The sequence below is a fragment of the Sinomonas sp. ASV486 genome, assembly GCF_030908215.1.
Classification (GTDB): domain Bacteria; phylum Actinomycetota; class Actinomycetes; order Actinomycetales; family Micrococcaceae; genus Sinomonas; species Sinomonas puerhi.
This window is the reverse complement of record NZ_JAVFJK010000004.1, coordinates 184346-209851: the sequence shown is the minus strand read 5'-3', so window position 1 is coordinate 209851 and position 25506 is coordinate 184346. Positions and strand designations below refer to the sequence as shown.

Annotated in this window: 27 protein-coding genes; 16 read left to right on the top strand and 11 right to left on the bottom strand. The window is 68.7% G+C overall.

Annotated features, from left to right (window positions below; all coding sequences use genetic code 11):
- Positions 1-44 precede the first annotated feature (44 nt).
- A complete protein-coding gene (locus tag RBS60_RS07570; protein ID WP_307956933.1) occupies positions 45-515 on the bottom strand; it encodes a MarR family transcriptional regulator in 471 nt (156 codons plus the stop codon).
- 119 nt (positions 516-634) lie between these two features.
- Here RBS60_RS07570 and RBS60_RS07565 point away from each other — a divergent pair, with 119 nt between their 5' ends.
- The 6 genes from RBS60_RS07565 to menE all read left to right on the top strand — a co-directional run bounded on the left by RBS60_RS07565 (position 635) and on the right by menE (position 7217).
- Entirely contained in the window at positions 635-1570 is a 936-nt protein-coding gene (locus RBS60_RS07565; protein WP_307957091.1) for an SDR family NAD(P)-dependent oxidoreductase, read from the top strand.
- 1 nt (position 1571) lies between these two features.
- The gene (locus RBS60_RS07560) at positions 1572-2459 is read left to right on the top strand and encodes an amidohydrolase family protein (protein WP_307956932.1); all 888 of its coding nucleotides are present in this window, start codon (positions 1572-1574) and stop codon (positions 2457-2459) included.
- Between the two features lies 1 nt (position 2460).
- A complete protein-coding gene (locus RBS60_RS07555) occupies positions 2461-3720 on the top strand; it encodes an acyl-CoA dehydrogenase family protein (RefSeq protein ID WP_307956931.1) in 1260 nt (419 codons plus the stop codon).
- Positions 3721-3740: 20 nt separating this feature from the next.
- Positions 3741-4217: a MaoC family dehydratase gene (locus tag RBS60_RS07550; protein WP_307956930.1), complete on the top strand. Its 477-nt coding sequence runs from the start codon at positions 3741-3743 to the stop codon at positions 4215-4217.
- A 66-nt stretch (positions 4218-4283) separates the two neighbouring features.
- A complete protein-coding gene (locus tag RBS60_RS07545) occupies positions 4284-5621 on the top strand; it encodes an MFS transporter (RefSeq protein ID WP_307956929.1) in 1338 nt (445 codons plus the stop codon).
- 39 nt (positions 5622-5660) lie between these two features.
- Positions 5661-7217 carry an o-succinylbenzoate--CoA ligase gene (gene menE / locus RBS60_RS07540; RefSeq protein ID WP_307956928.1) on the top strand — a complete coding sequence of 519 codons (1557 nt, stop codon included), beginning with the start codon at positions 5661-5663 and terminating at the stop codon, positions 7215-7217.
- 64 nt (positions 7218-7281) lie between these two features.
- Here the strand turns inward: menE and RBS60_RS07535 are convergent, their stop codons facing one another.
- Positions 7282-8139, bottom strand: a complete 858-nt coding sequence (locus RBS60_RS07535) for a DUF1206 domain-containing protein (RefSeq protein WP_307956927.1) — start codon at positions 8137-8139, stop codon at positions 7282-7284.
- A gap of 171 nt (positions 8140-8310) precedes the next feature.
- Between RBS60_RS07535 and RBS60_RS07530 the strand changes: the two genes are divergently transcribed.
- From RBS60_RS07530 to RBS60_RS07505, 6 genes are all read left to right on the top strand, one after another.
- The gene (locus RBS60_RS07530; protein ID WP_307956926.1) at positions 8311-9597 is read left to right on the top strand and encodes an adenylosuccinate synthase; all 1287 of its coding nucleotides are present in this window, start codon (positions 8311-8313) and stop codon (positions 9595-9597) included.
- A gap of 187 nt (positions 9598-9784) precedes the next feature.
- On the top strand, positions 9785-10363 hold the full coding sequence (locus tag RBS60_RS07525; protein ID WP_307956925.1) for an RNA polymerase sigma factor: 579 nt from the start codon (positions 9785-9787) through the stop codon (positions 10361-10363).
- The gene (locus tag RBS60_RS07520) at positions 10360-10968 is read left to right on the top strand and encodes a hypothetical protein (RefSeq protein WP_307956924.1); all 609 of its coding nucleotides are present in this window, start codon (positions 10360-10362) and stop codon (positions 10966-10968) included. Before RBS60_RS07525 ends, RBS60_RS07520 begins: the two co-directional genes overlap by 4 nt.
- Positions 10969-11011: 43 nt before the next feature.
- A complete protein-coding gene (locus tag RBS60_RS07515; RefSeq protein ID WP_307956923.1) occupies positions 11012-11446 on the top strand; it encodes a CoA-binding protein in 435 nt (144 codons plus the stop codon).
- 13 nt (positions 11447-11459) lie between these two features.
- Positions 11460-11855, top strand: a complete 396-nt coding sequence (locus RBS60_RS07510; protein ID WP_307956922.1) for an MmcQ/YjbR family DNA-binding protein — start codon at positions 11460-11462, stop codon at positions 11853-11855.
- Positions 11856-11908: 53 nt separating this feature from the next.
- Complete coding sequence (locus RBS60_RS07505; protein ID WP_307956921.1) at positions 11909-12544, top strand: tetratricopeptide repeat protein; 636 nt, start codon at positions 11909-11911, stop codon at positions 12542-12544.
- 25 nt (positions 12545-12569) lie between these two features.
- On the opposite strand, the gene RBS60_RS07500 is transcribed toward RBS60_RS07505, so the two are convergent.
- From RBS60_RS07500 to RBS60_RS07460, 9 genes are all read right to left on the bottom strand, one after another.
- A complete protein-coding gene (locus RBS60_RS07500; RefSeq protein ID WP_307956920.1) occupies positions 12570-12947 on the bottom strand; it encodes a cupredoxin domain-containing protein in 378 nt (125 codons plus the stop codon).
- 26 nt (positions 12948-12973) lie between these two features.
- Positions 12974-13702 carry a class F sortase gene (locus RBS60_RS07495; protein ID WP_307956919.1) on the bottom strand — a complete coding sequence of 243 codons (729 nt, stop codon included), beginning with the start codon at positions 13700-13702 and terminating at the stop codon, positions 12974-12976.
- On the bottom strand, positions 13702-14478 hold the full coding sequence (locus RBS60_RS07490; RefSeq protein WP_307956918.1) for a hypothetical protein: 777 nt from the start codon (positions 14476-14478) through the stop codon (positions 13702-13704). Before RBS60_RS07490 ends, RBS60_RS07495 begins: the two co-directional genes overlap by 1 nt.
- 134 nt (positions 14479-14612) lie before the next feature.
- Positions 14613-15212: a hypothetical protein gene (locus RBS60_RS07485; protein ID WP_307956917.1), complete on the bottom strand. Its 600-nt coding sequence runs from the start codon at positions 15210-15212 to the stop codon at positions 14613-14615.
- Between the two features lie 308 nt (positions 15213-15520).
- On the bottom strand, positions 15521-16924 hold the full coding sequence (locus tag RBS60_RS07480; protein ID WP_307956916.1) for an NAD-dependent succinate-semialdehyde dehydrogenase: 1404 nt from the start codon (positions 16922-16924) through the stop codon (positions 15521-15523).
- Between the two features lie 201 nt (positions 16925-17125).
- The gene (locus RBS60_RS07475) at positions 17126-17632 is read right to left on the bottom strand and encodes a CoA-binding protein (protein ID WP_307956915.1); all 507 of its coding nucleotides are present in this window, start codon (positions 17630-17632) and stop codon (positions 17126-17128) included.
- A complete protein-coding gene (locus RBS60_RS07470; protein WP_307956914.1) occupies positions 17629-19035 on the bottom strand; it encodes an O-acetylhomoserine aminocarboxypropyltransferase/cysteine synthase in 1407 nt (468 codons plus the stop codon). The genes RBS60_RS07475 and RBS60_RS07470 overlap by 4 nt, the downstream gene beginning before the upstream one ends.
- Complete coding sequence (gene sfnG / locus RBS60_RS07465) at positions 19035-20225, bottom strand: dimethylsulfone monooxygenase SfnG (RefSeq protein ID WP_307956913.1); 1191 nt, start codon at positions 20223-20225, stop codon at positions 19035-19037. Before sfnG ends, RBS60_RS07470 begins: the two co-directional genes overlap by 1 nt.
- Positions 20226-20829: 604 nt before the next feature.
- Positions 20830-21819, bottom strand: a complete 990-nt coding sequence (locus RBS60_RS07460; RefSeq protein WP_307956912.1) for a winged helix-turn-helix domain-containing protein — start codon at positions 21817-21819, stop codon at positions 20830-20832.
- A 93-nt stretch (positions 21820-21912) separates the two neighbouring features.
- On the opposite strand from RBS60_RS07460, the gene RBS60_RS07455 reads away from it, so the two are divergent.
- From RBS60_RS07455 to RBS60_RS07440, 4 genes are all read left to right on the top strand, one after another.
- Positions 21913-22404, top strand: a complete 492-nt coding sequence (locus RBS60_RS07455; RefSeq protein WP_307956911.1) for a hypothetical protein — start codon at positions 21913-21915, stop codon at positions 22402-22404.
- Between the two features lie 135 nt (positions 22405-22539).
- Positions 22540-23376 (top strand): alpha/beta hydrolase, encoded by an 837-nt coding sequence (locus RBS60_RS07450; protein ID WP_307956910.1) that lies wholly within the window; start codon positions 22540-22542, stop codon positions 23374-23376.
- A 43-nt stretch (positions 23377-23419) separates the two neighbouring features.
- Positions 23420-24688 (top strand): serine hydrolase domain-containing protein, encoded by a 1269-nt coding sequence (locus RBS60_RS07445; RefSeq protein WP_307956909.1) that lies wholly within the window; start codon positions 23420-23422, stop codon positions 24686-24688.
- A gap of 90 nt (positions 24689-24778) precedes the next feature.
- Positions 24779-25501, top strand: coding sequence for an NADPH-dependent FMN reductase (locus RBS60_RS07440; protein WP_374049251.1), 723 nt, complete (start codon positions 24779-24781; stop codon positions 25499-25501).
- Positions 25502-25506 lie beyond the last annotated feature (5 nt).

Sequence of the window (25506 nt, the reverse complement as noted above, 5' to 3'; positions counted from 1 at the left end):
ACATGGCCCCGCGTTGGTGGGTTGGGGCGCCGTCGGTCCTTCGCCTACGCGGCGCCGCTCCAGAGGGCCTTCCGCAGCAGTGACCTGAGGGTCACGGTCTCTGAGGGCGCGAGTGCCGACAGCGTCTCCGCTTCGCTCGCCGCCACTGCAGCCTCCGCCGCGGCATGGATGCTCGCGCCCTCGGGAGTCGCGAGCACGATCTTCTGCCGCCGGTCAGTCCGTCCCTGTTCGCGTGTCACGAGGCCGCGTCCTTCGAGCTCGTCCACGAGTGCCACGATCTGGCTCGGATCGAGGCTGAGGAAGTCGGCGAGCTCGCGCTGCGTCGGCTCGAGTCCGCTGCAGGCGAGCCGCAGCACCGAGTACGAGCGCTCGCGCAGTTCGAAGGCCGCGAGAGTGCGGTTGTTGAGAACCGAGCCGGCCGCGTGCAGCTTCGCGAGGAGAAGCCCGATGTCGTCGGCGATGGCCGCCTCGGCGAGCCGCGGCACGCTCACCTCTACGTCGTCCTGCACGCTCACGCCGTCCTCCAAGAAGTACTCAAGATAAATCGTTGACATTTTCAATGATCCAGTATTTCATGGACTGTGACAAGGGTCTCACGAACGAGGCCGCAGCGGCACACGGCAAGGAGCAGGGCATGAGCCTGGCAGGCAAGGTAGCAATCGTCACCGGCAGCGGACAGGGCCTCGGCCTCGCCTATGCCCGTGAGCTCGCGCGGCAGGGCGCCGCCGTCGTGATCAATGACGTCAACGCGGAGACGGCAGCCGCCGCCGTGGCGCAGATCGAGGCCGACGGCGGCCAGGCGACCGCCGTCGTCGTGCCGGTCGGGAGCACCGAGGCCGCGAAGGCGCTCGTGGACGGCGCGGTGAACGCGTTCGGCCGCCTCGACATCCTCGTCACGAACGCCGGGATTCTGCGCGACAAGAGCCTGCTGAAGATGACGGACGATGACTTCGACCTCGTCATCAACGTCCACCTCAAGGGCACGTTCACGTGCGTCCGTGAGGCCTTCGCGTACTTCAAGGCCAACAACGTCCAGGGCCGGATCGTCACGATCGGCTCCCCGACGGGCCAGCGCGGCAACTTCGGCCAGACCAACTACGCCGCCGCGAAGGCCGGAATCGTGGGCATGGTCCGCACGTGGGCCCTCGAGATGAAGAAGGCCGGCGTGACCGTCAACGCGGTCATCCCCGTCGCCGCGACCGCGATGACCAAGACCGTCCCGTACTTCGCCAAGGCCGTCGAGGCCGACGAGCGCGGCGAGGCCATGCCGGCGTTCTTCCGCCACGATCTGGGCTTCGGGACGGCCGACGACGTCGCCGGCCTCGTCGCGTATCTCGCCTCCGACGAGGCGGCCGGCATCAGCGGCCAGGCCATCGGCGCCGGCGGCGACCGACTCCAGGTCTGGACCCACCCCGACGCCGCCACGACGGACTACCGCGAGGGCGGCTGGACGTACGAGGCGCTCCGCGCCCAGGGCGCCGAGCTCATCGGCGCCCACCTCCAGAGCGTCGGCGAGGAGTTCCTCCCGCTTCCCGCCGACCTTCAGCCCGCTGCCGCAGAGGCCCGCTGACATGGCCCGCTACGAACTCGGGATCGACGTCTCGTCGATCGACGCGATCGACATGCACGTGCACATCGAGATCGATGGGCACGGCCATTGCTCCCTCCCCGACGCACTCAACGAGGCCTCGGCGAAGTACTTCAAGGCCGACGACCGCTCACCGAGCCTCGAGAAGGTCGCGGAAACCTACCGCGAGCTGAACATGGCCGCCGTCATCTTCACCGTCGACGCCCGGACCCAGCTCAAGCACGAGCCCAACTCGATCGAGGACCTCATTGCCGGCGCCGCCGAGCACAACGACGTCCTCATCCCGTTCGGCTCGGTCGATCCCCGCACCGGCGCGGACGCGATCGCCCGTGCCAAGCACCAGGCCCTCGAGCTCGGCGCGCGGGGCTTCAAGTTCCATCCCTCCCTGCAGGGCTTCGACCCGTCCAGCGAGGAGTTCTACCCGCTCTGGGAGACGCTCCAGGAGCTCGGCCTCCCGGCCATCTTCCACACCGGCCAGAACGGGATGGGCGCGGGCCTGCCCGGGGGATACGGGATCAAGCTCGGCTACTCGAACCCGATCCTGCTCGACGCCGTCGCCGCGGACTTCCCGGGCCTGACGGTGATCATGGCGCACCCCTCGGTCCCGTGGCAGGACGAGGCGAACTCGATCGCGACGCACAAGTCGAATGTGTTCATTGACCTCTCCGGCTGGTCCCCGAAGTACTTCCCCGAATCCCTCGTGAAGGCCTCGAACTCCATGCTCCAGGACAAGGTGCTCTTCGGCACCGACTACCCGCTCATCACCCCGGCCAAATGGCTCGGCGCCTTCGCCGACCTCCCACTCAAGGACGAGGTCCGCCCCAAGATCCTCAAGGGAAACGCGGTCAAGCTCCTCGGGCTCGGTGGTTGAGATGGCAGGCACGACGACGGAGCTCGCCTCGAGCGTGAACCCGGCCGGCGCCGCTTCTCCCACTCCTGGGCGACTGTATGAGGTGGCCGACTGGTACGACGCCGAGTCCCTCCTCACGCCCGACGAGCGCCGGGTCCTCGGCCGCCTCCGCGACTTCCTCGAGGAGAAGGCCAAGCCGCTCGTCGGCGACTACTGGGAGCGGGGCGAATTCCCCTACGAGATCGCGCAGCCGCTCATCGACCTGGACCTCATGGAGCCGGCCGAGCTGACCGAGGGCCGCACCAAGCCGGCCCGCGGGATCTACCAGGGCTTCCGCATCTTCGAGCTTGCTCGCACCGACGCCTCGATCGCCACGTTCTACACGGCTCAGGCCGGGCTCTTCCGCACGGCCATCCGCGTGGGCGCGTCCGAGGAGCAGAAGCGCGAGTGGATGCCGAAGGTCATCGACTTCTCCCTCAAGGGCGTCTTCTCGCTGACCGAGCCCGAATCCGGCTCGGACATCGCGGGCGGCCTCGCCACGACGGCTCGGCGTGAGCCGGGCGAGAACGGCGACACGTGGATCCTCGACGGCGAGAAGCGCTGGATCGGCGGCGCGTTCACCGCGGATGTGCTGGCGGTCTTCGCCCGCGATGTCGCGGACGGCCAGGTCAAGGCGTTCCTCGTCCCGCGAGAGGCGCCCGGCGTCACGCTGACGAAGATCCACCGCAAGACCGCCCTGCGCATGATGCAGAACGCCCACATCACGCTCGACGGCGTCCGGGTCACCGAGGCCGACCGCCTCCACAACGTGAACTCGTTCAAGGACGTTGCCGCGATGCTGAGGGGCATGCGCTCGGACGTCGCGTGGATCGCCACGGGCATCCAGGCGGGCGCGTTCGAGGCCGCCCTGCGCTACGTCAGAGAACGCGAGCAGTTCGGCCGCCAGCTCGGCTCGTTCCAGCTCGTCCAGGAGAAGCTCGCCCGCATGCTCGGCAACCTCACCTCGAGCCTCTCGCTCGTGGTCAGGCTGACTGAGCAGCAGGAGAAGGGCATCTACCGCGACCAGGACTCGGCCCTCGCCAAGATGCAGACGTCCCTGCTCATGCGCGAGACCGTCGCGCTCGCCCGCGAAGTCGTGGGCGGCAACGGCATCACCCTCGACACCGACGTGGCCCGCTTCCACGCCGACGCCGAGGCCGTCTACTCCTACGAGGGCACCCACGAGATCAACGCCCTCATCATCGGCCGCGCCCTCACGGGGCACAGCGCCTTCACGAAGTAGAGAACTCCAAGGAGAATCCCATGACCGCGCCCCGCACCATCGAGCCGAGGCTCGTTGTCGACTTCGACCAGCTCCTGACCATGACCGGCGCCGACCTCGGCGCGACCGACTGGATGGAGATCACCCAGGACCGCATCAACCTCTTCGCCGACGCGACCGGCGACCACCAGTGGATCCACACCGACCCCGAACGCGCCAAGGACGGCCCGTTCGGCGCGCCGATCGCGCACGGCTTCCTCACCCTGAGCCTGCTCATCCCGTTCTGGGGCGAGCTGTTCGACGTCGACGGCGTCACCACCAAGGTCAACTACGGCCTCGACAGGGTCCGCTTCACCTCGCCGGTCAAGGTCGGCTCGAAGGTCCGCATGCTCGGCTCGATCGCCGAGGTGTCCGAGGTCAAGGGCGGCGCCCAGATCAAGGTCACGGCGACCATCGAGATCGAGGGCCAGGAGCGCCCCGCCGTCGTCGCCGAGTTCCTCGCGCGCTTCTACAAGTAGACCTGCAGTTCCCGCCCCACCAAACCCACCCTTACCAGCATCATTTCCGTCCCCAAGGAAATCATCATGTCCGGAAACACCACGCTCAGCCAGATGAGCACGACCGCGCAGCGCAAGGAAGCGCGCACGGTCATCCTGTCCAGCTACATGGGCAGCACCATCGAGTTCTACGACTTCCTCCTCTACGCAACCGCCGCCGCGGTCGCGTTCCCGAAGGTGTTCTTCGCCGGGACGGACCCGTGGGTCGGCGTCGTGGCAGCGTACGCGACGTTCGCGGCAGGCTACGTCGCCCGCCCGCTCGGCGGCGTGATCTTCGGCCACTTCGGTGACCGGATGGGCCGCAAGGGCATGCTCATCATCTCGATGACCGTGATGGGCCTGGCCTCGGCGGCCATCGGCCTCATTCCCGGCGCGAACCTCATCGGCCCATGGGGCGCGGTGCTCCTCGTGGTGCTCCGCGTGCTGCAGGGCATCGCCGTAGGTGGCGAATGGGGTGGCGCGGCGCTCATGGCCCTCGAGCACTCCAACCCGAAGAGGCGAGGATTCGCGGCGTCGTTCGTCAACGCCGGTGCCCCCACGGGCGCTGTGCTCGGCACGGTCATGATGGGCATCGTCTCGGCGCTGCCCGGGGACCAGTTCCTCTCGTGGGGCTGGCGCATCCCGTTCCTGCTCTCGTTCGCGCTCCTCGTGGTCGGCCTGTTCGTCAGACTCCGCGTCACCGAGAGCCCGATCTTCTCGGAGGCCGTCGAGGCAGAGAAGAAGGCGGAGGAGGCCAAGGGTGCGAAGCCGAAGGTCCCGCTCATCGAGGTCCTGCGCCGGCCCAAGGCGCTCATCTTCATCATGCTTGCGGGCGCCGCGGGCTTCGGCCTCCAAGTCGTGCTGCCCACGTTCGCGGTGACCTATGCAGTCTCCAAGGGTGCCCCCCAGCAGGGCGTGCTGTACGGGTTCGCGGCGGCCTCGGCGATCTCGATCGCGTTCGTGCTCTTCGGTGGCCGGCTCTCCGACCGGTTCGGCCGGCGCCCCGTCATGATCGCGGGCCTCATCCTGTTCGTCGCGTACTTGTTCCCGATGTTCGGCCTTCTCGGCTCGGGCAACGTGTGGCTCGTGTTCCTCGCGTTCACCCTCGCCCTCGTCTTCCACTCGACGCTGTACGGGCCGCTCGCCGCGTTCGTCTCGGAGCAGTTCGGCACCACGTCCCGCTACACCGGCGCGGCGCTGGGCTACCAGCTCGCCACCCTCATCGGCGCCGGGTTCACGCCGGGCATCGTCGCCTCGCTCTACAAGGACTCGGGCCAGAGCATCGGTGCAGTGGTCGGGTTCCTTGCCATCATGTCCCTCGTCTCGGCGGTCTTCATCCTGCTGACCCGCGAGTCCAAGGACAACGACCTCACCACGGTCCGCTGAGGCCCCGCCCGCTGCCCAACCCGACCTGAGGAGGTCCCCATGTACAACAACGGTGTTGGCTCGTGGCTCCACCGGCGTCGCCCGAAGTCGGGCCCGAAGGTTGCCCTGGTCGCGGGAGAGCGCGAAATCTCCTACGACGAGCTCTCCGAGCGCGCCGACCGCCTCGCGAACGCGCTGCGCCGCCGCGGGGTGGCCCGCGGCGACCGCATCGCTTACCTCGGCGAGAACGATCCGGCCTTCGTGGAGACGTTCTTCGCCGCGGGACTTCTCGGGGCGATCTTCATCCCGCTCAACACGCGGCTCGCCGCCCCCGAGCTGCAGTACCAGCTCCAGGACTCCGGGGCCCGGCTCCTCGTCAACGGATCGGCGCTCGAGGCCTTGGCCGCTGCCGCGGCCGAGGATACCGGCGTGCGGAACCGACTGGTGGTGGGCCAAGCGGAGCCCGCGCCGACCGCACAGGCGGGGCCCGCCGTCGAACGGGGTATTGAGCTCTACGAGCAGGCCCTCGCGGCGGCGCCCGCGGAGGTGATCGACGAGACGGTGACGCATGACGACGGTGCCCTGATCCTGTACACCTCCGGGACGACGGGCAGGCCCAAGGGCGCGCTGCTCACGCACGGGAACATCACGTGGAACTGCATCAACGTGATCACCGACATGGACGTCAACCGCAACGACGTCGCGCTCATGATCTCGCCCCTGTTCCACGTGGCCTCGCTCGACATGGGCCTCCTGCCGATGCTGCTCAAGGGCGCCACCGTGGTCCTCGAGTCCAGATTCGAGCCCGGCCAAGTCCTGCGGACCATCCAGGAGCGCGGGGTCACGTCCCTCAACGGGGTGCCGACCACGTTCCAGATGCTCTGCGAGCACCCCGACTGGGACGCGACGGACCTCAGCTCGCTGGACAAGCTCACGTGCGGCGGATCCGCCGTGCCGGTGCGCGTCCTCGAGGCGTACGAGGGGCGCGGACTGGGCTTCTCCAACGGCTACGGCATGACCGAGACGGCGCCGGGTGCCACGACGCTGCCGGTGTGGCGGTCCAAGGAGAAGGCCGGCTCGTCCGGGCTCCCGCAGTTCTTCACGGACATCCGCATCGCCGACCCGCTCGGCCAGGTGCTCGCGCCCGGTGAGGTCGGTGAGATCCAGATCGCCGGACCCAACGTGATCAAGGAGTACTGGAACCGCACCGACGCGACGCGCGAATCCTACGCGGATGGCATCTGGTTCAAGTCCGGGGACATGGGCTACCGCGACGAGGAGGGCTTCCTGTTCGTCTCGGATCGGCTCAAGGACATGATCATCTCCGGCGGGGAGAACATCTACCCGGCCGAAGTCGAGGCCGTCATCGTTGAGCTCGATGCCGTCGCGTCCGTGGCCGTCATCGGGGTTCCCGATGACAAATGGGGCGAAGTGCCGCGGGCCATTGTGACCCTGAGGGAGGGCACGTCTCTGACCGAGGCCAGCGTCCGCGCCCACCTCGATGGGCGCCTCGCCCGCTATAAGATCCCCAAGTCCGTGGTGTTTGTGACCGAGATGCCCCGCACGGCAAGCGGGAAGATCCGCAAGGCCGAGCTGCGCAGGCAGTACGCGGGGTGACCACGACGTCCGTGGCGCACGACGGCGGGACGCGCGTCCGCGTCGTCGTGCGCCAGTGGGCGGACTACCGGGCGAAGTCCCCGTACTTCGCCCGCGCGGCGCTGTAGACCCCGTAGCAGAACAGGCCGACGGCGACCGCCCCGAGGATCCAGTCCCCGAAGGGCTGGGCCGCGAGTCCCTTGAGGGCGCCGTCGAGGCCGCTCTGCTGTGAGGGGTCGTGGCGGATCGTGGCCACGAGGATGAGGATGCCGAGGACCGCGACCGCCACGCCCTTCGCGGTGTAGCCCACAGTCCCGACCGCCCTGACCCAGGCCGGCGCGGTCTCACCAGGCTGGGCATCCTTGCCGAGGAAGCTCCGCGTGATGCCCGTGTAGCCGAAGTACACGCCCACCCCGAGGACCGCGAGCCCCACAACGATCAGCAATGCAAAGCCGAACGGGGCCGTGAGGAGTTTCGCCGTGGTCTCCTGGGACTGCTGGCCCGAATTCTCCTGATTTCCGATCGCGAAGCTGATCAGCAGCCACGTCAGGGCGAGGTACGCCACCGCGGTCCCGGCCGGCCCGAGCGCCTTCGTCGGTTTGCCGTAGCGGCGCCACCGGGCCACGGCGTCGAGTGCCATCCACACCGCGAGGGCGCCGCAGCACACGGCGGCCGCCCACAGCAGGAATGGTCCGCCCGGCGCCCCCGCGAGCTGCCCGATCGCGCCCGACTGGTCCGCATGGCCGCTGCCTGCTCCGATCGCGATCTGCGCGGCGAGCCATGCGATGAGCGCGTGCACCACTCCCACGAACACGAATCCGGCCCGGGCCAGCATCCGGGCCGGACGGGAACGAGCCGCCCGCTGCGCTCCGCGCGCCGCGGACCTCGCACCGTCCTCTGCCATCTCGCGGGCGTTGCCGCCCGTCTGTCCTCGATTGCTCACGTGTGACCTCCCGGTGGGTCTATTGCCCCATCTTCGGCGTCTTACGCGGCCCTTGGGTAGACTTGGGTGGCAAGAGCCCCGGCTGCCTTGCTTTCCAAGCGAGTCCCGGGGCCTGTGCATGTAGGCCAACGGCCAGCCGGGCCGCGGGCGGTTTCGGGGAGGAATCCATCCATGCCAGCAATCGTGATCGTCGGAGCCCAGTGGGGCGATGAAGGCAAGGGCAAGGCGACGGATCTGCTCGGACATCGGGTGGACTACGTGGTCAAGCCCAACGGCGGCAACAACGCCGGGCACACCGTCGTCGTGGGCGGCCAGAAGTACGAGCTCAAGCTCCTTCCTGCCGGCATCCTGAGCCCCAACGCGATCCCGATCATCGGCAACGGCTGCGTGGTGAACCTCGAGGCGCTCTTCGAGGAGATCGACGGGCTCGAGGCCCGTGGGGGCGACGCGTCACGACTGCGCGTCTCCGCCAACGCGCACCTCGTGGCCCCGTACCACCAGACGCTCGACAAGGTCACCGAGCGCTTCCTCGGCAAGCGGGCCATCGGCACCACCGGCCGTGGGATCGGCCCCGCCTACATGGACAAGGTCGCGCGGCTCGGCATCCGTGTCCAGGACGTGTTCGACGAGTCGATCCTGCGCCAGAAGGTCGAGGGTTCGCTGCACCAGAAGAACGAGCTCCTCGTCAAGGTGTACAACCGCCGTGCCGTGAGCGTCGATGAGACCGTGGACTACTTCCTCGGTTTCGCGGACCGCCTGCGGCCGCTCATGATCGACTCGACCTACGAGCTCAACAAGGCGCTCGACGACGGCAAGGTGGTCCTCATGGAGGGCGGCCAGGCGACGTTCCTCGACGTGGACCACGGCACGTACCCGTTCGTGACGTCCTCGAACCCGACGGCGGGCGGTTCCTCCGTGGGCTCCGGGGTCGGGCCCACCCGCATCTCGCGCGCGATCGGCATCATCAAGGCGTACACGACCCGGGTCGGCGCCGGACCGTTCCCCACCGAACTGTTCGACGAGATGGGCGAGTACCTGCAGAAGACCGGCGGCGAGTTCGGCGTCAACACGGGACGTCCGCGCCGCTGTGGCTGGTACGACTCCGTCCTCGCCCGCCACGCCTCGCGCGTCAACGGCTTCACGGACTACTTCCTCACCAAGCTCGACGTGCTCACCGGCATCGAGAAGATCCCGGTGTGCGTCGCGTACGACGTCGACGGCGTGCGGCACGACGAGATGCCCATGACCCAGACCGAGTTCCACCACGCCAAGCCGATCTTCGAGTACTTCGACGGCTGGACCGAGGACATCTCGGGCGCCACGAACCTCGACGAACTGCCGGCCAATGCCCGGGACTACGTTCTCGCGCTCGAGAAGCTCTCTGGCACGCGGTTCTCCGCGATCGGGGTAGGCCCCGATCGCGAGCAGACCATCGTGGTCCGCGACCTCATCGACTGACGGTGATGGAGCGGAGTCGGAACCCGCACAAGAAATTCCGTCACCGCGTAACCTTTCCGGGTTCCGGAGCGATTACGTGAGTGCAAGCCGGGCTGGAATCTGTCCCCCATCATGTTCCAGCCCGGCTTCTTCTCTGCCCCAGACAGAGCCGTCCGCGCAGCTGGCGGACGGCTAGACTGGGCAGATTGTGCCCGCAGGAAGTCAGGGAAGCCCCGTGCTCGAACCGATCATCGACGCCGACCTCGCGCCGGGCGCCATGACGGAGCATGAGCTGTTCACGCTCGTGTACCGTTCGCTGGCTCCCGCGGTGATCGGCTACATGTCGGCACGGGGCGTGGATGATCCGGAGGCTCTGACCCAGGACGTCTTCGTGACGGTCCTATCGCGGCTCGGATCGATTGAGGGCGGCGTGGCCGGCCTCAAGACGTTCCTGTTCTCGGTGGCGCACGCCCGCGTCGTCGACCATTACAGGCGCAACGAGCGCAGGCCACGGATCGTCGACTACGACCCCTTGACGGATACCCGTCAGACTAACTCCGCGGAGCACGACGCGCTCGTGGCCACGGGCCAGACCGATGCAGAGATCCTGATCGGCAAGCTCAAGGGAGATCAGAGAGAGGTGCTCACGCTCCGGATTGTCGCGGAGCTGACCATCGATGAGGTCGCCACCGTCCTCGGCAAGTCGCCGGGGGCGGTCAAACAGCTCCAGCGCAGGGCGCTCCTTGCCCTGCGGGAGCATGTGTCCGAGGAAGAGTGGGTCCAATGACCATGAACAGGACCGCGTTGCGAGCTCTGCTCGCAGAGGAAGGCCTCGAGCACGACGTCGCACTCTCGCACGTGCTCGAACGGATCGCGGCGCTCGGCGCGGCACCGGCACCCGAGCCCTCGGGCCCTCTGGCGCGCTTCATGGCGGCCTCGGCACTCAAGGCCACCGGGGTGGGGCACCCACGATGGATCAAGCGTCACCGGGGCGCCGTGATCGGTGTGCTGGTCGCGGCGGGAATGGGACTCGGCGCCAGCGGAGTCGCAGCAGTGACCGGGCAGACATGGCCCTGGCAGGCCCAGGACTGGTCAGATCTCACCCCGGCCGAGAGCGTCCATACGCAGGCCCCGGCGCCGGAGGGAACGGCGTCGGCCGTCGACCCGGCCAGTATCCCGGCGGCGCCGGCGAAGGACAAAGCCTCTGACGCCAAGGGGGACCAGCACGCGCAGGACTCGGCCTCCGAGGGCAAGAACAGCCAGGGACAGAACAGCCAGGGCGACGCCAATCAGGGTCAGTCAAACCAGAACCAGAACACGCAGGGCGGACGCACTCCTGGGCGTTCGGACTCCGGCGGCCAGGGCGCGAGCGGGCCGGGCGGCAACCACTGACCCTTCCCTGCGCCCCTTCAGGCTCCGGGGATAGCATGACCCCATGCGGCATGTGAACGATCCGGCTGTCATTGACCGCCTGATGGAGACCCCAGGAACCTGGGCGATCGTGGGCCTCACCAGGAACGAATGGCGCGCCGCGCATTCCGTGGCCCTCACCGTACGGGACGTCATGGGCAACCGCATCATCCCCGTGAATCTCCGTGGCGAGGATGTGCACGGTGAGAAGGGCTATGCGGCCCTCGCGGACATCCCCGCGGAACTGCACCCGATCGACGTCGTGGACTGCTTCGTGAATTCCCATCGCGTGGGGGACGTCGTGGACCAGGCCATCGCTGTGGGCGCGAAGGCGTTATGGCTGCAGCTCGGTGTGATCGACGATGCCGCCGCGGAGCGCGCTGAGGCGGCCCGGCTCGACGTCGTCATGAACGCGTGCCCCGACCAGGAGCTCTGGCGGCGGAACCGGAAACGCGCCTGAGGGACGCCACCCCATGGATTCAGCCGAACTGCGAACGCTGTGCCTCCGGTTTCCGGGCGCCTACGAGGATTTCCCCTTCGGCCCGGAGGCCTCCGTTTTCAAGGTCCGTGCGCCCTCCGGCGGTGAGGACCGGCCGGGGAAGATGTTTGCCCTCTCGAACCTCGACGCCACACCGCTGAGCGTGGCGCTCAAGTGCGATCCCGTGCTCGCCGTGCAGCTGCGGGCCGCGCATCGGGAGATCACGGGGGCGTGGCACATGAACAAGCGGCACTGGAGCGACGTGCGCCTCGACGGGGGACTGACGGACCACGACGTGCGCGATCTGGTCGAGGACTCGTATGACCTCGTCGTGGCCGGCCTTCCCCGCACGCAACGCGAGGCGCTCGGCTGGAGCCGGCTGGCGCGCTGAGCGGGTTAGGGTGGGTGCAACGACGCCGCGACCGCCCTGCCCAAGGAGGCCCGATGCTCGACCAGTCCACCCTTGATGCCCTCTGGAACTTCTCCGATCCCTCAGCCTCCGAAGCTGCCTTCCGGCGCGCACTCGAGGACGGTGCCCTTGGCGGCCGCCCGTTCGACGACGCCGAGCGCGGCGAGCTCACCACCCAACTCGGCCGCGCGATCGGGCTCCAAGGACGCTATGAGGAAGCTGACGCGCTCCTCGACGGCATCGATTGCGAGGAGGACCCCACCATCTCGGTGCGCGTGCTGCTCGAGCGGGGCCGTGTCCTCAACTCCTCCGGGCACGCCGCGATGGCTGTTCCGCTGTTCGAGCAGGCCGCCGAGCTCGGCGAGCACCTCGGAGACGAGTTCCTCGCAGCGGATGCCTTCCACATGCTCGCCATTGCCGACTCGGACCATGCCGAGTCCTGGGCCCGCGCGGGGATCGAGTATGCGCGGGAGGCCCACAGCCCGCGCGCGCAACGGTGGTGCGTTTCGCTCCACGGCAACCTCGGCTGGATGTTCCTCGACGCCGGAGAGCCGCACCGGGCGCTCGTCGAATTCCAGCTCGCCGAGCAGTGGGCCTCCCGCGTCGGAACCCCGGAGCAAGCCGAGTGGGCTCGCGAGGGCATTGCAGCCTGCCGTGCCTTGGCCGGCTGACGCGGGGGCGCTGGCCGTCTCCGCGTCACCGGACCGTGAGCGTTCCATGCATGTCCGCGTGGAACTTGCAGTGGTAGGCATAGGTGCCAGGTTTTGCGGGGACCGTGAAGTCGAGGGTCTTTCCGGGCTGGACGGTGACATCGAAAGAGCCATCGTCTGCCGTGACGGAATGGGCCTCGCCGTCCATGTTCATCACGCTGATGCGCGTGCCGGCGGCGGCAGAGTTGGCTCCTGTGAAAGCGAAGTCCTTCACGTGGATCGTCGCTTGTGAGCTCGACCCCATGTCCATGGTCATCGTCGAGGACGGGGAGGGCGTGGGTCCCGCCGGCGGCGAGCACGCACCCACGGTGAGGATGAGACCACTCGCCAGGAGCAGGGTCTGGAATGTCTTCGGGCGTGCCACGGCTGGTCCTTTCGGTCAGAGGGCTCTTACGACGGATGCGTCGCGACGAGATGCGCGTAGACAACCGTGTTGTCCAGAAACTGGCCTGAGGCGGGGTCGTAGCCGCCGCACGTGATCAGGCGGAGTTCGGGACGATCGGCGTTCCGGTACACCTCAACGGTGGGGAAGGACGCCTTGTGGTAGACGTCCACGTGGTCGACGGCGAAGACTGCAGCCGTCCCGTCGGCGCGGACCACGGTTGCCTGCTCGCCGGGGGTGAGTTCGTGGAGGCGGTAGAAGACGCCGATCGGGGTTCCAATCGCGTTGACGTGGCCCAGGATGACGGCGGAGCCGGTCTGCCCGGGCGTTGTGGAACCGGTGTACCAGCCTGCCGGCGATCCGGGCTCGCCCGGTGGGACTTGGACTTCGCCGTCCGGCTGCTTCCCGAGCTGCATGAGCGGCGTGTCGATCCCGACCGCGGGCACCTGGAGGCGCCCGGGCACGGAGGAAGCAAGTACGGGACCCGTCGCGGCTGACGGCGGTGCGGGAACCGCGGCGCTCGGCGTTGGGGGCGACGCTGGGTCCGGAACAGCAACCGACGTCGACGGTGCGGGCGCGGCTATCGCCGACGTCGTCGGGGTGGCCGTAGCTTCGTCCCACGGTGCGTGGACCGCCCCGAGCCCAGCGGCGGCGGTTGCCGTCCCGGCCGCCATCAGGATGACCGCCGCCGCGGACGCCGCAAGGCGTCCACGGCTACGGCCGATGCCGAAGCGCATCAGATCCTCTGAGTTGCCTTGGCCGGGGCGAGTCGGCGCCTGAGAGCAAACGCGGCACCGGCGCCCAGCATGAGCCCGCCGCCAGCCGCGAGAAGACCCACGGTGGGTTCGACGGTACCGGTCGGCTCGCTGATCCCGGTTCCCGGGGCCCCAGCAGGCATGGCAGTCAGCGTCCCGCACAGGGCAGGAGAGGTGGCAGCCAGGGGGAGTGAGGGAACGAGGTCGCTCGGCTCCTTCTGTGCGGCGGCGGAGAGTGTCGCCGGGTCCAGCCCGTGCACCACGACCACGGCCGTGCCGGCCTTGAGCGAATCCGAGGTCTTGGCGTCGAGGGTGATGGTGCGCTGGTAGGTGTAGCTCGAGCCCATGCCCGCGACAGCCAGGTCGGTGCCGGCGGCGGGACTCGTGTCACCGCTCGTGGAAAGCGTCGCGCCGATCCCACCGTAGAAGGGGGCGCCTTCGGTGGTGCTGACGACTCCGTCCCCGTTCGTGTCCGCTGAGGGACCCGGGCACTGGCCCTTCGCCCCGATATGGATGTGCTGCACATGCGGGTAGGGCTTCCCGTTGAAGGACGCGGCGAGGCCCGAGACCTTCTCGGTGACGGTTGCCTGGTCGCCGTTGACCGTGATCATCACGGTGCCGGAGGCGTTGGAACCGTTGATCGAAGCGAGATTGGCCTGATACGTCCAGTTATCCGCCGCCTGTGCCGGGACGCCGGACAGGGCCAAGGCGCCGAGGGCTAGTGCCGGGGCGAACAGAAATGCTGACTTCTTCATCATGGTGGCTTCCTCTTGGTGGAGCCTGATGTCCCGGGAGTTCCCGTGAAGCGAAACCCGTGGAGGACTCTGACACAGGTCTTTCGGTGCGGGACCGGTTCGCGGATTGGTCACCCCGGCCTGGGCAGGGCGTGGCCCTATCCGTCGGACCAGCAGGCGAGGACGTCCGTCGCCACCTGGTAGGCCAGAGCGGTCCGCGTGATTCCATGCGGCCCGACGGGTTCGGAAAGGCCCGTGGCGTCGGCCGTGAGGGTGAACGAGTCCTTGAGGAACGCCACGGTTCCTGTCGAGGACTGCGCGGCGGGAAAGCCGAGGTTCGCAAGCCCTTCGATGTCCTTCATCGGGCCGCGACGCTCCTTCACCGACTCGAAGTTGATCCGCGCGGCCGCGGGACTGGAGGATTCCTGGACCGAGAGGGTCAGTGTTCCTGTGGGGAGCCGGTAGAGGCACGAGAAGAGCCCTTGGGACCAGGTCGATCCAGGCTGCGGCGGGTCTGGAAGGGCGAGGATCTGGGCGATGCGCTCCCTGATCTCGGGATCGCAGACCATCTTCGCGGCGGGCGAAGGCCCCGCGCCCTCTTCCGGGGCTCCAGCAGCTCCCGTGACTCGGGCAGTTGCTCCTGCGCCCACCGGCGACTGCGGGCTCGTGTCACGAGCCGCTGCGTTCCCACCTTCCGCGCAGCCGCTGAGCATGAGTGTTCCGGCGGCGACCAGCGCCGCCCACCTCGTCGAACGCATTGACAGCTCCCTCCCGGGGCGACCGCGTGGTCCGCCCTTCCATGGGAGTTCGGAGCCGGAAAGGACCCGGACTGTTCGACGATTGAGGAAAGACTCGACAGCCACCTACTTCCCAACGGCGAAGCACGACGGGGGGGCCCGGGCCCTGGAGGCCACCGAGGTGCCGGCCGCCCGAGCGCGGAGTTGATTGCCCACGGGCTCCCCAGCCCGGCGCCCGGTTCACGTTTGGTACTACTGTGGCCCGGGCCGCCGTCGTGCTTCATTGCGGCTGCGCTCAGCCGGCGGGGGTTGAGCGGGGTCGAGACCCCTCAGCCGGCCACGTAGTAGAGGCGCTTGTTGACGAACTCGTCCATGCCGAGCGGGCCGAGCTCGCGGCCGAAGCCCGAGCGCTTGACGCCGCCGAACGGCATCTCGGCGCCTTCGGCGGCCGGGGTGTTGACGTTGGCCATGCCGGTCTCGAGGCGCGAGGCGACCTTCTCGGCGCGGGCGGTGTCCGCGGAGAAGACGGCGCCGCCGAGCCCGTACGGGGTGTCATTGGCAAGCGTGAGGGCCTCCTCGTCGCTGCCCACCTTGTAGACCACTGCGACCGGACCGAACAGCTCCTCCCTGTACGCGCGCATGTCCGGGGTCACACCAGTGAGAACCGCGGGGGCGTAATACGCGGCGTCGCCGTCGGAGAGCACGCCCCCGGCGTGGAGCGTGGCGCCCTTGTCGACGGCGTCCTGCACCTGCGCGGCGATGCCCACGGCGGCGGCGCGCGAGGACATCGGGCCATACGTCTCTGCGGCGTCGGCGGCGGGGTCGCCGGGGGTGAGGGCCAGCGCGCGGGCAGTCAGCTGGGCAACGAAGTCGTCGAAGATGTCCTCGGCGACGATCATGCGCTTGTTCGAGTTGCAGGCCTGGCCCGTGTTCTCCATGCGCGTGTCCCATGCGGTGTCCGCGAGGCCCCTGACGTCGGTCGAGTCGAGGACCACGAACGGGTCCGAGCCGCCGAGCTCGAGGACGGCCTTCTTGAGGTTCTTGCCCGCGAGCTCGCCGATGATCGCGCCCGCGCGCTCGGATCCGGTGAGGGAAACGCCCTGGATGCGCGGATCGGCGATGATGTCCGCGATCTGCGCGTGCGACGCGAACACGTTCACGTACGCGCCCGCCGGGACGCCGGCGTCGTCCATGATCTGCTGGATCGCCAGAGCCGAACGCGGGCACGACTCGGCGTGCTTGAGGACGATCGTGTTGCCGAGCATGAGGTTCGGCGCGGCGAAGCGGGCCACCTGGTAGTACGGGTAGTTCCACGGCATGATGCCCAGGAGCGGGCCGACCGGGAGCTTCTGCACCACGGCGCGGCCCCCGGAGAAGGTCTTGATCTCCTGGTCCGCGGCAAGGGTCGGGCCCTCGTCGGCGAAGTACTTGAAGATGTCCGTGCAGAACTCGGCCTCGCCCTTGGACTGGCCGAGGGGCTTGCCCATCTCCTCGGTGATGATCGCTGCCAGCTCGTCGGCGCGCTCGGTGAAGAGCTCGCCGATGCGGGACACGACCTTGGCGCGGTCTTCGATCGGGGTTTCGCGCCAAGACTGGTAGGCGCTCTCGGCTGCGGCGAGGGCGGCTTCGACCTCGGCGTCCGTGGCGGTGGGGAACGTCTCGACGACCTCGCCCGTGGCGGGGTTCAGGACCCGGTAGCCGGGCTCTGCTGGGGTGCTCGCAGTGCTAGTCATAGATCCATCATGCCCGGTTCCGTGGCGCGGATCACTGTGCTTAAGCACGACCTTGCGGGGTCACTACTAGACGAAATATCCCGTCGCTTCCCTCGTCTCGCCCCGCCCCGTCGCGTTGTGGGTCTCTGGCGACCACTTGTGGGGTCTTTATGTGCCAGAGACCCCGCAACGGTGCGCCAGGGACCCCGCAACGGGAGGGGGTTAGGCGAGGGTCTGGCGCTTGCTCGAGATGACCCCTGTGTTGAAGCCCGCGAGGTGGAGGCCGCCGTGGAAGCGCGCGTGCTCGATCTTGACGCAGCGGTCCATGACCACGCTCATGCCCGCGGCCTCGGCGTCGGACGCGACGCCCTCGTGCCACGAGCCGAGCTGGAGCCAGATCGTCTTGGCGCCCGCGGCCTTGGCCTCGGCGAGGACGCCGGGCAGGTCGTCGTGCTTGCGGAACACCTCGACGAGGTCAGGCGTCTCGGGCAGGTCCGCGAGCGAGGCGTAGACGGGCTGGCCCAGAATCGTCTTCACGACGGGGTTGACGAAGTACACGCGGTACTTCGTCGAGGACAGCAAGTACGTCGCGACGAAGTAGCTCGCCCTGCTCGGCTTGTCAGACGCGCCGACGATCGCGATGACCTTCGTATCGCGGAGGATCTTGAGGCGCTCGGGGGCGGTCGGCCCCACCCACGTGCGCTCGGTGCTTTCGACGGCGGCGCTCACTTGCCCTCCCCTTCCTGCTGGCGACCCGCTGCAGCGGCGACGGACCGGATCACGCACGCCTCGCCGTCGTACGTCGGGGCCGCGAATTCCTGCTCCAGCTCGACAACCTCCTGAGACCGGTTCTGGCTTGCAGCAAGTGCCTGGTCGAGGTCCCAGATGATGTCCTCGACGTCCTCGAGGCCCACGGAGAGCCGGATGAGGTCCGCCGGGACGCCGGCCGCGACGAGCTGCTCTGCGGAGAGCTGCTGGTGGGTCGTCGAGCCGGGGTGGAGCACGAGGGTGCGCGCGTCGCCGATGTTGGCCAGGTGCGAGGCGATCTGCAGCGCCTCGATGAAGCGGGCCCCGGCCTCGCGGCCGCCCTTCACACCGAAGCTGAACACCGAGCCCACGCCGAGCGGCAGGAGCTTCTTGGCGTACTCGTACTGCGGGTGCGAGGGCAGGCCCGCGTAGTTCACATACGTGACGCGCGGATCGGCCTCGAGCCACTCGGCCACGCGCTGGGCGTTGGCGAGATGCGCGTCCATGCGCTGCGGGAGCGTCTCGACGCCCTGGAGGAGCTGGAACGCGGACTGCGCGGGCAGGGACGGGCCAATGTCACGCAACTGCTCGGAGCGCAGCTTCGTGAGGAAGCCGTACTCGCCGAAGTTGCCCCACCACGAGACGTTGCCGTAGCTCGGCACCGACTCGGTCATGGACGGGAACCTGCCGTTGCCCCAGTTGAACGTCCCAGACTCGACGACCACGCCGCCGAGCGTCGTCCCATGGCCGCCGAGGAACTTCGTGGCCGAGTGGATCACGATGTCCGCGCCGTGCTCGATGGGCCGCAGGATGTAGGGCGGGGTGAGCGTCGAGTCGACCACGAGCGGGACACCGTGCTCATGGGCGACGGCGGCGAGGCCGGCCAGGTCTGCGATGTCGCCGGAGGGGTTGGCCACCACCTCGGTGTAGACGGCCTTCGTGTTCTCCCGCAGGGCGGCCTTGAACTCGGCCGGGTCGGTCGAGTCGACGAACGTGGTCTCGACACCGAAGCGGCGAAGGGTCACGTCGAGCTGCGTGATCGTCCCGCCGTACAGCTTCGAGGACGCGACGATGTGGTCCCCGGCCTGCGTGAGCGCGGCGAACGTGATGAACTCCGCGGCCATGCCCGACGCCGTCGCGACCGCGCCGATGCCGCCCTCGAGGGAGGCGATGCGCTCCTCGAAGGCCGCGACCGTCGGGTTGCCGATGCGCGAGTAGATGTTGCCGTACTTCTGCAGCGCGAACAGGTTCGCGGCGTCGTCCGAGTCCTTGAACACGAACGAGGTGGTCTGGTAGATCGGGACGGCCCGCGCGCCGTGTTCGGCGTCGGGCGTGCCGCCAGCGTGCAGGGCGCGGGTGCGGAACCCGAACTGGCGCTCCGCCATCAGGCGTTCGCCCCGGCGAGGCCCGCGGCAGAACCAGTGACTGGCAGCAGGTCCGTGCGAAGCTCGGTGCCGTTCTTTCGGGCGAGGTCCGCCTCGAGCTCGCGCACGATCGGGAGCACGTCGCGGCCGAACGCCTCGAGCTCCTCCTGGAAGTGCAGGTAGCCCGTGAGGAACAGGTTCACGCCGATCTTCTTGTACTCGACGACGCGCTCGGCGATCTGCTCGGGAGTGCCGATGAGCTTGGTGCGGAAGCCGTCGTTGTACTGGACGAGGTCCTCGAACGTCGAGTCCTCCCACATGCCCTTGCCGTCCTTCGTGGACTGGCCGGCCTCCTTCACAGCGGCGGCGAAGCCCTCGACGGCGGGCTTGTGGGCCTTGGCGATGATCTCGCGCAGGGTGTCCTGCGCCTCCTTCTCGGTCTCGCGCGCGATCACGAAGCCGTTGAGGCCGAAACGCGGGGCTGCGGGGGCCGTGCGGCCCTGGCCGGCGGCGGCCAGGACACCGCGGATGTTGTCCTTGAACGGCTCGAGGTCGCGGCCGTTGGAGAAGTACCAGTCCGCGGTGCGGCCCGCGGCGGCCTGCGCGGCCGTCGAGTTGCCGCCGAAGAAGATCTCCGGGTGCGCGCGGCCCGGGATGTCCAGGGGGGCGGGGTTGAGGGTGAAGTCCGTGATGTTGTAGTACTTGCCGGACTGCGAGTAGTCCTTCTCGGTCCACAGGCCGCGGAGGGCGTTGATGAACTCCTCGGTGCGGACGTAGCGCTCGTCGTGCTCGAGCCACTCCAGGCCGAAGTTCACGAACTCGTCCTTGAGCCAGCCCGAGACGATGTTCACGGCCGCACGGCCGCCGGAGAGGTGGTCCGCGGTGATGATGAACTTCGCGAGGACGCCCGGGTGCCACATGCCCGGGTGCACGGCCGAGATGACCTTGAGCCGCTCGGTTGCCATGAGGAGGGCGAGGCTGAACGAGGTGGCCTCGTGCTGCTTGTCCGCGCCGTAGCTCGCGGCGTACCGGGTCTGGGTCAGCGCGTACTCGAAGCCGGAGTTCTCCGCGATGCGGGCGAGCTTCTTGTTGTACTCGAACTCCCAGTTGGTGCGCTGCTCGATCGTCGAGACGACAAGCCCGCCGGAGACGTTGGGGACCCAGTAGGCAAACTTGAGCGGGGTCTCGAGGTCAATCACGTGATCGGTCATGGTGGCGCTCCTTGGAACTCGGGCGCGACGTGGAGCGTTGCTGACACTCGCCATCGCTTCTGGCAGTAGCACCCTGTGGCTCCCACAGCGGAGCCAGGGTTGCTGCGGCGTCACAGATCCAGATCTCTCGGCCGCTCGGGATGGTCCCTCTGATTGTGCGGAAAATGGGCGTAATGAAGCAAATTGTTTCGTCACACTCCGATGCCGGCGGTGAGTGCCGAATAAAGTTCGACGGCGCTCCAAGGGGACCCGTCGCCGTCGTGCGCGGCCGCCGTTGCGTTAGGCCGCACAACATGTCGTAATCGACCCGAATCTCCCGGGTGGATCGAACCATGTTCGAGCATGCGCGCCTCTGTCCGGGCGCGCTTGAGGGAGGGAACCATGGGAAGCACGACGCCGCGGGACGGCTTATACGCGGAGCTCGCCGAACGCTTCGCCCCGGTCTTCACCCGGATCGCCGAGGGCGCGCTCGAGCGGGAGCTCAACCGGCCATTCTCGTTGAGGGGTCTCTGGCGGGCGCTTGAGGGGTCCTTGGTCGCGCCAGGGACCCCGCATCGGGGTGCCAAGGACCCCGCAACGGGGTGCCAGAGACCCCACAACGGGGCTAGGCCCTCGCGAGCAGCTCCTCGCCTACCCTGCCGCGCTGGTAGAACACCTCGCGCCCTGCCCGAAGCGCCTCAGCGAGCCCTGAATCTGCCAGCACCTTCAGATGCGAGTTGACCGTCCCGGCCGCGAGGTCGAGGGCGCAGGCCAGCTGCGTCGTCGTCATCGGCACGTCCAGCTGTGCGAGGATCTGCGCCCGGGTCCGTCCGAGGAGCCGCGAGACGGGCGATTCGCGCGTTTCCCGCGTTGTCTCCCACAGCCGCCCGACCCCGCGTGGCGCGTACGTGATCGTCGGGACGAACGGCGCGATGTTGAGCACGAGAGTTGACGGCCACACGAACGCGTTCGGCACGAGGATGAGCCCGCTGCCGGGCGCGGGCAGGTCGGTGGCCTCGCAGCCGCGCGTGATCTCGAGGCCAGTGGACGTGGCGCGGACGCTCGGGTGGAGGGTCTTGAAGACCTCCTGGATGCCGTAGCGCGAGAGTTCGTCGAGCCGTGAGTCGATGTCTGCCAGCAGTATCGAGCGCAGCTTGGGCCAGTAGGGTTCGACGGCGGTGTGCCAATACCAGCGCAGCGCCGCGACAATGCGGGGCACAGCGGCGTCCACGTCGGCGCGGAGCTCGTCGAGCGTCGCCCGGACGTAGCCCGTGGGCTTGCGCCCCTCGAGGCAGTCGAGGTCGCGCAGCCACAGCTCGGCCGGGACTTCCGCGACAGCGTTCAGGGCCTCCGCGAACGTGTCCGCCCGCGTGGGCGTGGGCGTGAGCGAGTCCGCGATGAAGCCCTGCGGCTGCACGAGCGTGGTGAGGATCCGCAAGTGCTCGCGCCCGAGAGGCTCCTCGCTCGCGGTGATGCGCTGCCGCGCCTCCGCGATCCACGGCCGGTGCAGCGGCGTGCCGGCCTGCAGGGCGCGCAGGCTCGTGACCGTCTCCCAGAGAGGAGATGCCTCGAAATGCACTTTGGTGAGGTCCTCGCTCGTGAGCGTGATGAACATGCAATCAGGGTAGGTTTGGAACCCGCGCGAAAGCGAGGATTCGGTGAGGGTCGAATCGTTGGGGCGCGGTTCGGGGCGGCGCACACTCAGGGCATGGCAACGAACACCCGCACCGAAACCCCCGCCGCATCGGCCCATCGCGTGCCTGATGCCCACGCCGTCGAATCCGCCGGCGTTCGCACTCCAGTCGGCCACGCGCCGTCGCCCGCCGACGACCGACTCCTCCACCCGGTCCGCCCCATCGCCCCGCGCCCCGTCCGGAGGCCGCATACCGGAACCACGGCGGTCGGCGGACGCACGACGGCGGCCGGGAACCCGCCGTCGTCCGCCCTCCTCCCGTTCGGCGCGGCACCCGAGGCCGGGGCGCGCCCCCTCGTGCCTCCGACGGCAGTCCCCGAGCTCGCGGGGGACCTCCTCGGGCTGCCGGACTTCTCGGCGCTCCGCCGCGGGTTGCGCCGCGGGTGGGCCTGGCTCGCTGACCAGCTGCGGGCGTCCGCCGAGATGGATGCACGGCTGCGTGCGCGCCGCGACGAGGATTCGGCCGCGATGGCCCGCGCGGGCGTGAACCCGAGCCGCTTCGGGTAGCAGATTGGATGCCCACCTCCTTGCCTCAGCCGCTTCTCCTTGCCCGACCAGACACGGAGAAGCGGCTGAGGCAAGGAGATGTGCCGTCCGTCGCGCCCCGTTGACGGCACCCGGGCACCGACGGACCCTTGCTGCATGGGTGTCCCCGAGCTCCAGGGCGTCAACGTTGGCGGCCTGACCATCGCGTACCGTCGGGCGGGCACGGGCGCGCCGCTCGTGCTCCTCCACGGGGCGTACGAGGACAGCCGCATCTGGGAGCGCCAGCTCGCGGACCTCTCGGATGAGTTCACGGTCATCGCGTGGGACGCCCCAGGTTGCGGCGGCTCCGACGACCTCCCGCCAGACTTCGCCGGGAGCCTCGGCCTGGTCCTCGACGGTTTGCTGGCCGCGCTCGGGCTCACGGGGGAGCGGCGCCCGCACGTGCTCGGCCTCTCCTTCGGCTCGACGGTCGCCCTGGACCTCGTCGGCGTTGCGCCGCAGGCCGCGCAGACCCTGATCCTGGCCTCGGCGTACGCCGGCTGGGCCGGTTCCCTGCCGCCGGAGGAGGTTGACCGCCGGTACGCGCAGGTGCTCGCCGAGCTGGACCGCCCGGCCACGGAGATCATCCCGGCGTGGCTGCCCACCCTCTTCACGGAACGGGCCACGCCGGCGATGTGCGATCTCGTCTCCCGCGTCATGGCCGACTTCCGCCCGTCCGGCATGCGTGCGCTCCTCGAGCTCGCGGGCCGCGCTGATTACCGGCCCGTTTTGCCGACCATCTCGGTCCCGACCCTCCTCCTGTACGGGTCCGAGGATGCGCGCTCACCTGTCTCGGTGGGTGAGGCCCTCCGGGCGCAGATCCCGGGCGCCGCGCTCGAAGTGCTCCCCGGCGTCGGGCATCTGAGCTTCATCGAGGATCCGCACGCGTTCGACGGCGCGGTGCGGCGTTGGGTTCGGGCCCACCTCGGGGCTTCCCAGCCGGACGGGCGTTAAGGGCCAGACGGGCGTTATGACGCGGACGGGCGCTAAAATGTAGGTGCTGGGCAGCGACGTCGAGGAGCGCATGGCCGGGCGCGGCGCCGCAGACGGCCACGCCCCTGACCCCGCACTCCTTGATCGGCCGATTCCCATGACTCCCCAGAGCCGCGCCCTCCTGCGCGTGTCCGCGGCGGTGGCCGCCCTCGCGCTTGCCGGATGCTCGTATACGGCGCCAGACCCCACGCCGACGGAATCCATCCCCACCGCCGCCGCGTCCATCGACAACCAAGCCAGACAGTTCATCGCCAACGGGGCGGTGGCCGCCGTGGTCCGGGTCCGCTGGCCGGGCGGCGAGTGGTCTAAGGCCTACGGCGTCCGAGACCTCGACACCAAGAAGGCGGCCCAGCCGGATGACCGTCTCGGAGTCGCCAGCGTCACCAAGACCATGACCGCCGTGACCGCGCTCAAGCTCGTCGACGATCGGCTGATCGGGCTCGATGATCCCGTCAATGACGTGATCCCGGGCTTCACGACGTCGCTGCACCCGCCCGGGCCGATCACCGTCCGTCAGCTGCTGAACCACACATCTGGCATCCCAGAGGTCAACGACGCGCTCCCGCAGGATCCCGACTTCCGGCCCGTGCTCGCTCAGGAGATGACCATGGAACGGGAACTCCAACTCGCCGGAACCCTCCCGTGGACCGCCTTCAGCGTCGGCGAGTTCCACTACTCGAACACGAACTACGCAGCACTCGGACTGCTCGTCCAGACGCTACGGCATCGGCCATTCGCCGAAGTGCTCCGCGACGAGGTCATCGTTCCGCTCGGGCTCTCGAAGACGAGCACGGACCGGGTCGACATCCACGCGGCCGATCTCCTGCACGGCTACGTGACGCTGCACGGGGAGCGGATCGATCTCACTGACAACAGCTACAACGCGGGCCTGCCGGACTCAGGGGCGGTATCGACGATGGGCGATCTGAATACGTTCTTCGCCGCGCTGTTCCAGGGCCGACTGGTCTCCGCGGCCTCGCTTGCTGAGATGAAGAAGGCACCGTTATCGCGGTTGCCCTATGGGCTCGGTGTGTGGATGCATTCCGACGGGTGCTCCTCGGGCCAGCGATACGAAGGGCGAGGCGGGTTCTGGGAGTACCGAACCGTGGCGGTCGTGAGCGACGACGGCAAGTACCAGGCGGCAATGAGCCTCTCGGTGAAGCCGATGGCCACCGAGCTCGAGGACTCGGACACATCGAAGCAGAGGGACCTCTACAGCGACCAGGTCGAGTCTGCCGTCAACGACGCACTGGACAGGCTGTGCCAGCAATGAGGCATATGAGATGGCCAACAGGATGTTGATGCGTCAACTGACGGCGGTGTAGAGTGTTGGTTGAAACGTCAACTACCTACCCTGTGAGGCATCATGTCCTGGCTCAAGAAGCTCTTCGGCAAGACCGAGACCCCCGCCCATCGCGCCGAGGCCCCCGTCGTTGTCGCCGAGGCCCCCGCTGCCGAGGTGACGGTCGCGCCCGAGGCCCCGGCCGCCGTCGTGCGCGAGGGTGCGCCCCGCATCGCCGTCGTGACCGGCAGCACGCGCCCGGGTCGCAACAACCGCCAGGTGGCCGAGTGGGTCGTGGCCCGCGCGAGCCAGCGCGGCGACGCGGTCTACGAGCTCGTGGACGTCGACGACTTCAACCTGCCGCTCCTCGACGAGGCCTTCCCCGCCGCATACGGCAACTACCAGGGCGAGCACACCAAGGCGTGGGCCGCGAAGATTGCCGAGTTCGACGGCTACGTGTTCGTGACCCCCGAGTACAACCACTCGACGACGCCGGCCCTCGCCAACGCGCTCTCGTTCCTGAACGCCGAGTTCGCGAACAAGACGGCGGGCATCGTGGGCTACGGCTCCGCGATGGGCGCCCGCGCCGTCGAGCACCTGCGCGGCATCCTGTCGGAGCTGCAGGTCGCGCACGTGCAGAAGACTGGCATGTTCTCGCTCTTCACCGACTTCGAGAACTTCTCGGTGTTCAAGCCGACCGAGCTGCAGGCCGCCTCGGTCGACCCGATGCTCGACCAGCTCGTCTCCTGGACCATCGCGTTCTCGAAGGTCCGCGAGGGCGAGCTCGAGGCCGCCGCGGTCTGAGACCC

Bases quoted from the DNA above. Each gene is read 5' to 3' on its own strand.
- RBS60_RS07565 (WP_307957091.1), top strand. From the start codon at position 635: ATGAGCCTGGCAGGCAAGGTAGCAATCGTCACCGGCAGCGGACAGGGC.
- RBS60_RS07560 (WP_307956932.1), top strand. From the start codon at position 1,572: ATGGCCCGCTACGAACTCGGGATCGACGTCTCGTCGATCGACGCGATC.
- RBS60_RS07555 (WP_307956931.1), top strand. From the start codon at position 2,461: ATGGCAGGCACGACGACGGAGCTCGCCTCGAGCGTGAACCCGGCCGGC.
- RBS60_RS07550 (WP_307956930.1), top strand. From the start codon at position 3,741: ATGACCGCGCCCCGCACCATCGAGCCGAGGCTCGTTGTCGACTTCGAC.
- RBS60_RS07545 (WP_307956929.1), top strand. From the start codon at position 4,284: ATGTCCGGAAACACCACGCTCAGCCAGATGAGCACGACCGCGCAGCGC.
- menE (WP_307956928.1), top strand. From the start codon at position 5,661: ATGTACAACAACGGTGTTGGCTCGTGGCTCCACCGGCGTCGCCCGAAG.
- RBS60_RS07530 (WP_307956926.1), top strand. From the start codon at position 8,311: ATGCCAGCAATCGTGATCGTCGGAGCCCAGTGGGGCGATGAAGGCAAG.
- RBS60_RS07520 (WP_307956924.1), top strand. From the start codon at position 10,360: ATGACCATGAACAGGACCGCGTTGCGAGCTCTGCTCGCAGAGGAAGGC.
- RBS60_RS07515 (WP_307956923.1), top strand. From the start codon at position 11,012: ATGCGGCATGTGAACGATCCGGCTGTCATTGACCGCCTGATGGAGACC.
- RBS60_RS07510 (WP_307956922.1), top strand. From the start codon at position 11,460: ATGGATTCAGCCGAACTGCGAACGCTGTGCCTCCGGTTTCCGGGCGCC.
- RBS60_RS07505 (WP_307956921.1), top strand. From the start codon at position 11,909: ATGCTCGACCAGTCCACCCTTGATGCCCTCTGGAACTTCTCCGATCCC.
- RBS60_RS07495 (WP_307956919.1), bottom strand. From the start codon at position 13,702: ATGCGCTTCGGCATCGGCCGTAGCCGTGGACGCCTTGCGGCGTCCGCG.
- RBS60_RS07490 (WP_307956918.1), bottom strand. From the start codon at position 14,478: ATGATGAAGAAGTCAGCATTTCTGTTCGCCCCGGCACTAGCCCTCGGC.
- RBS60_RS07485 (WP_307956917.1), bottom strand. From the start codon at position 15,212: ATGCGTTCGACGAGGTGGGCGGCGCTGGTCGCCGCCGGAACACTCATG.
- RBS60_RS07480 (WP_307956916.1), bottom strand. From the start codon at position 16,924: ATGACTAGCACTGCGAGCACCCCAGCAGAGCCCGGCTACCGGGTCCTG.
- RBS60_RS07470 (WP_307956914.1), bottom strand. From the start codon at position 19,035: ATGGCGGAGCGCCAGTTCGGGTTCCGCACCCGCGCCCTGCACGCTGGC.
- sfnG (WP_307956913.1), bottom strand. From the start codon at position 20,225: ATGACCGATCACGTGATTGACCTCGAGACCCCGCTCAAGTTTGCCTAC.
- RBS60_RS07460 (WP_307956912.1), bottom strand. From the start codon at position 21,819: ATGTTCATCACGCTCACGAGCGAGGACCTCACCAAAGTGCATTTCGAG.
- RBS60_RS07455 (WP_307956911.1), top strand. From the start codon at position 21,913: ATGGCAACGAACACCCGCACCGAAACCCCCGCCGCATCGGCCCATCGC.
- RBS60_RS07450 (WP_307956910.1), top strand. From the start codon at position 22,540: ATGGGTGTCCCCGAGCTCCAGGGCGTCAACGTTGGCGGCCTGACCATC.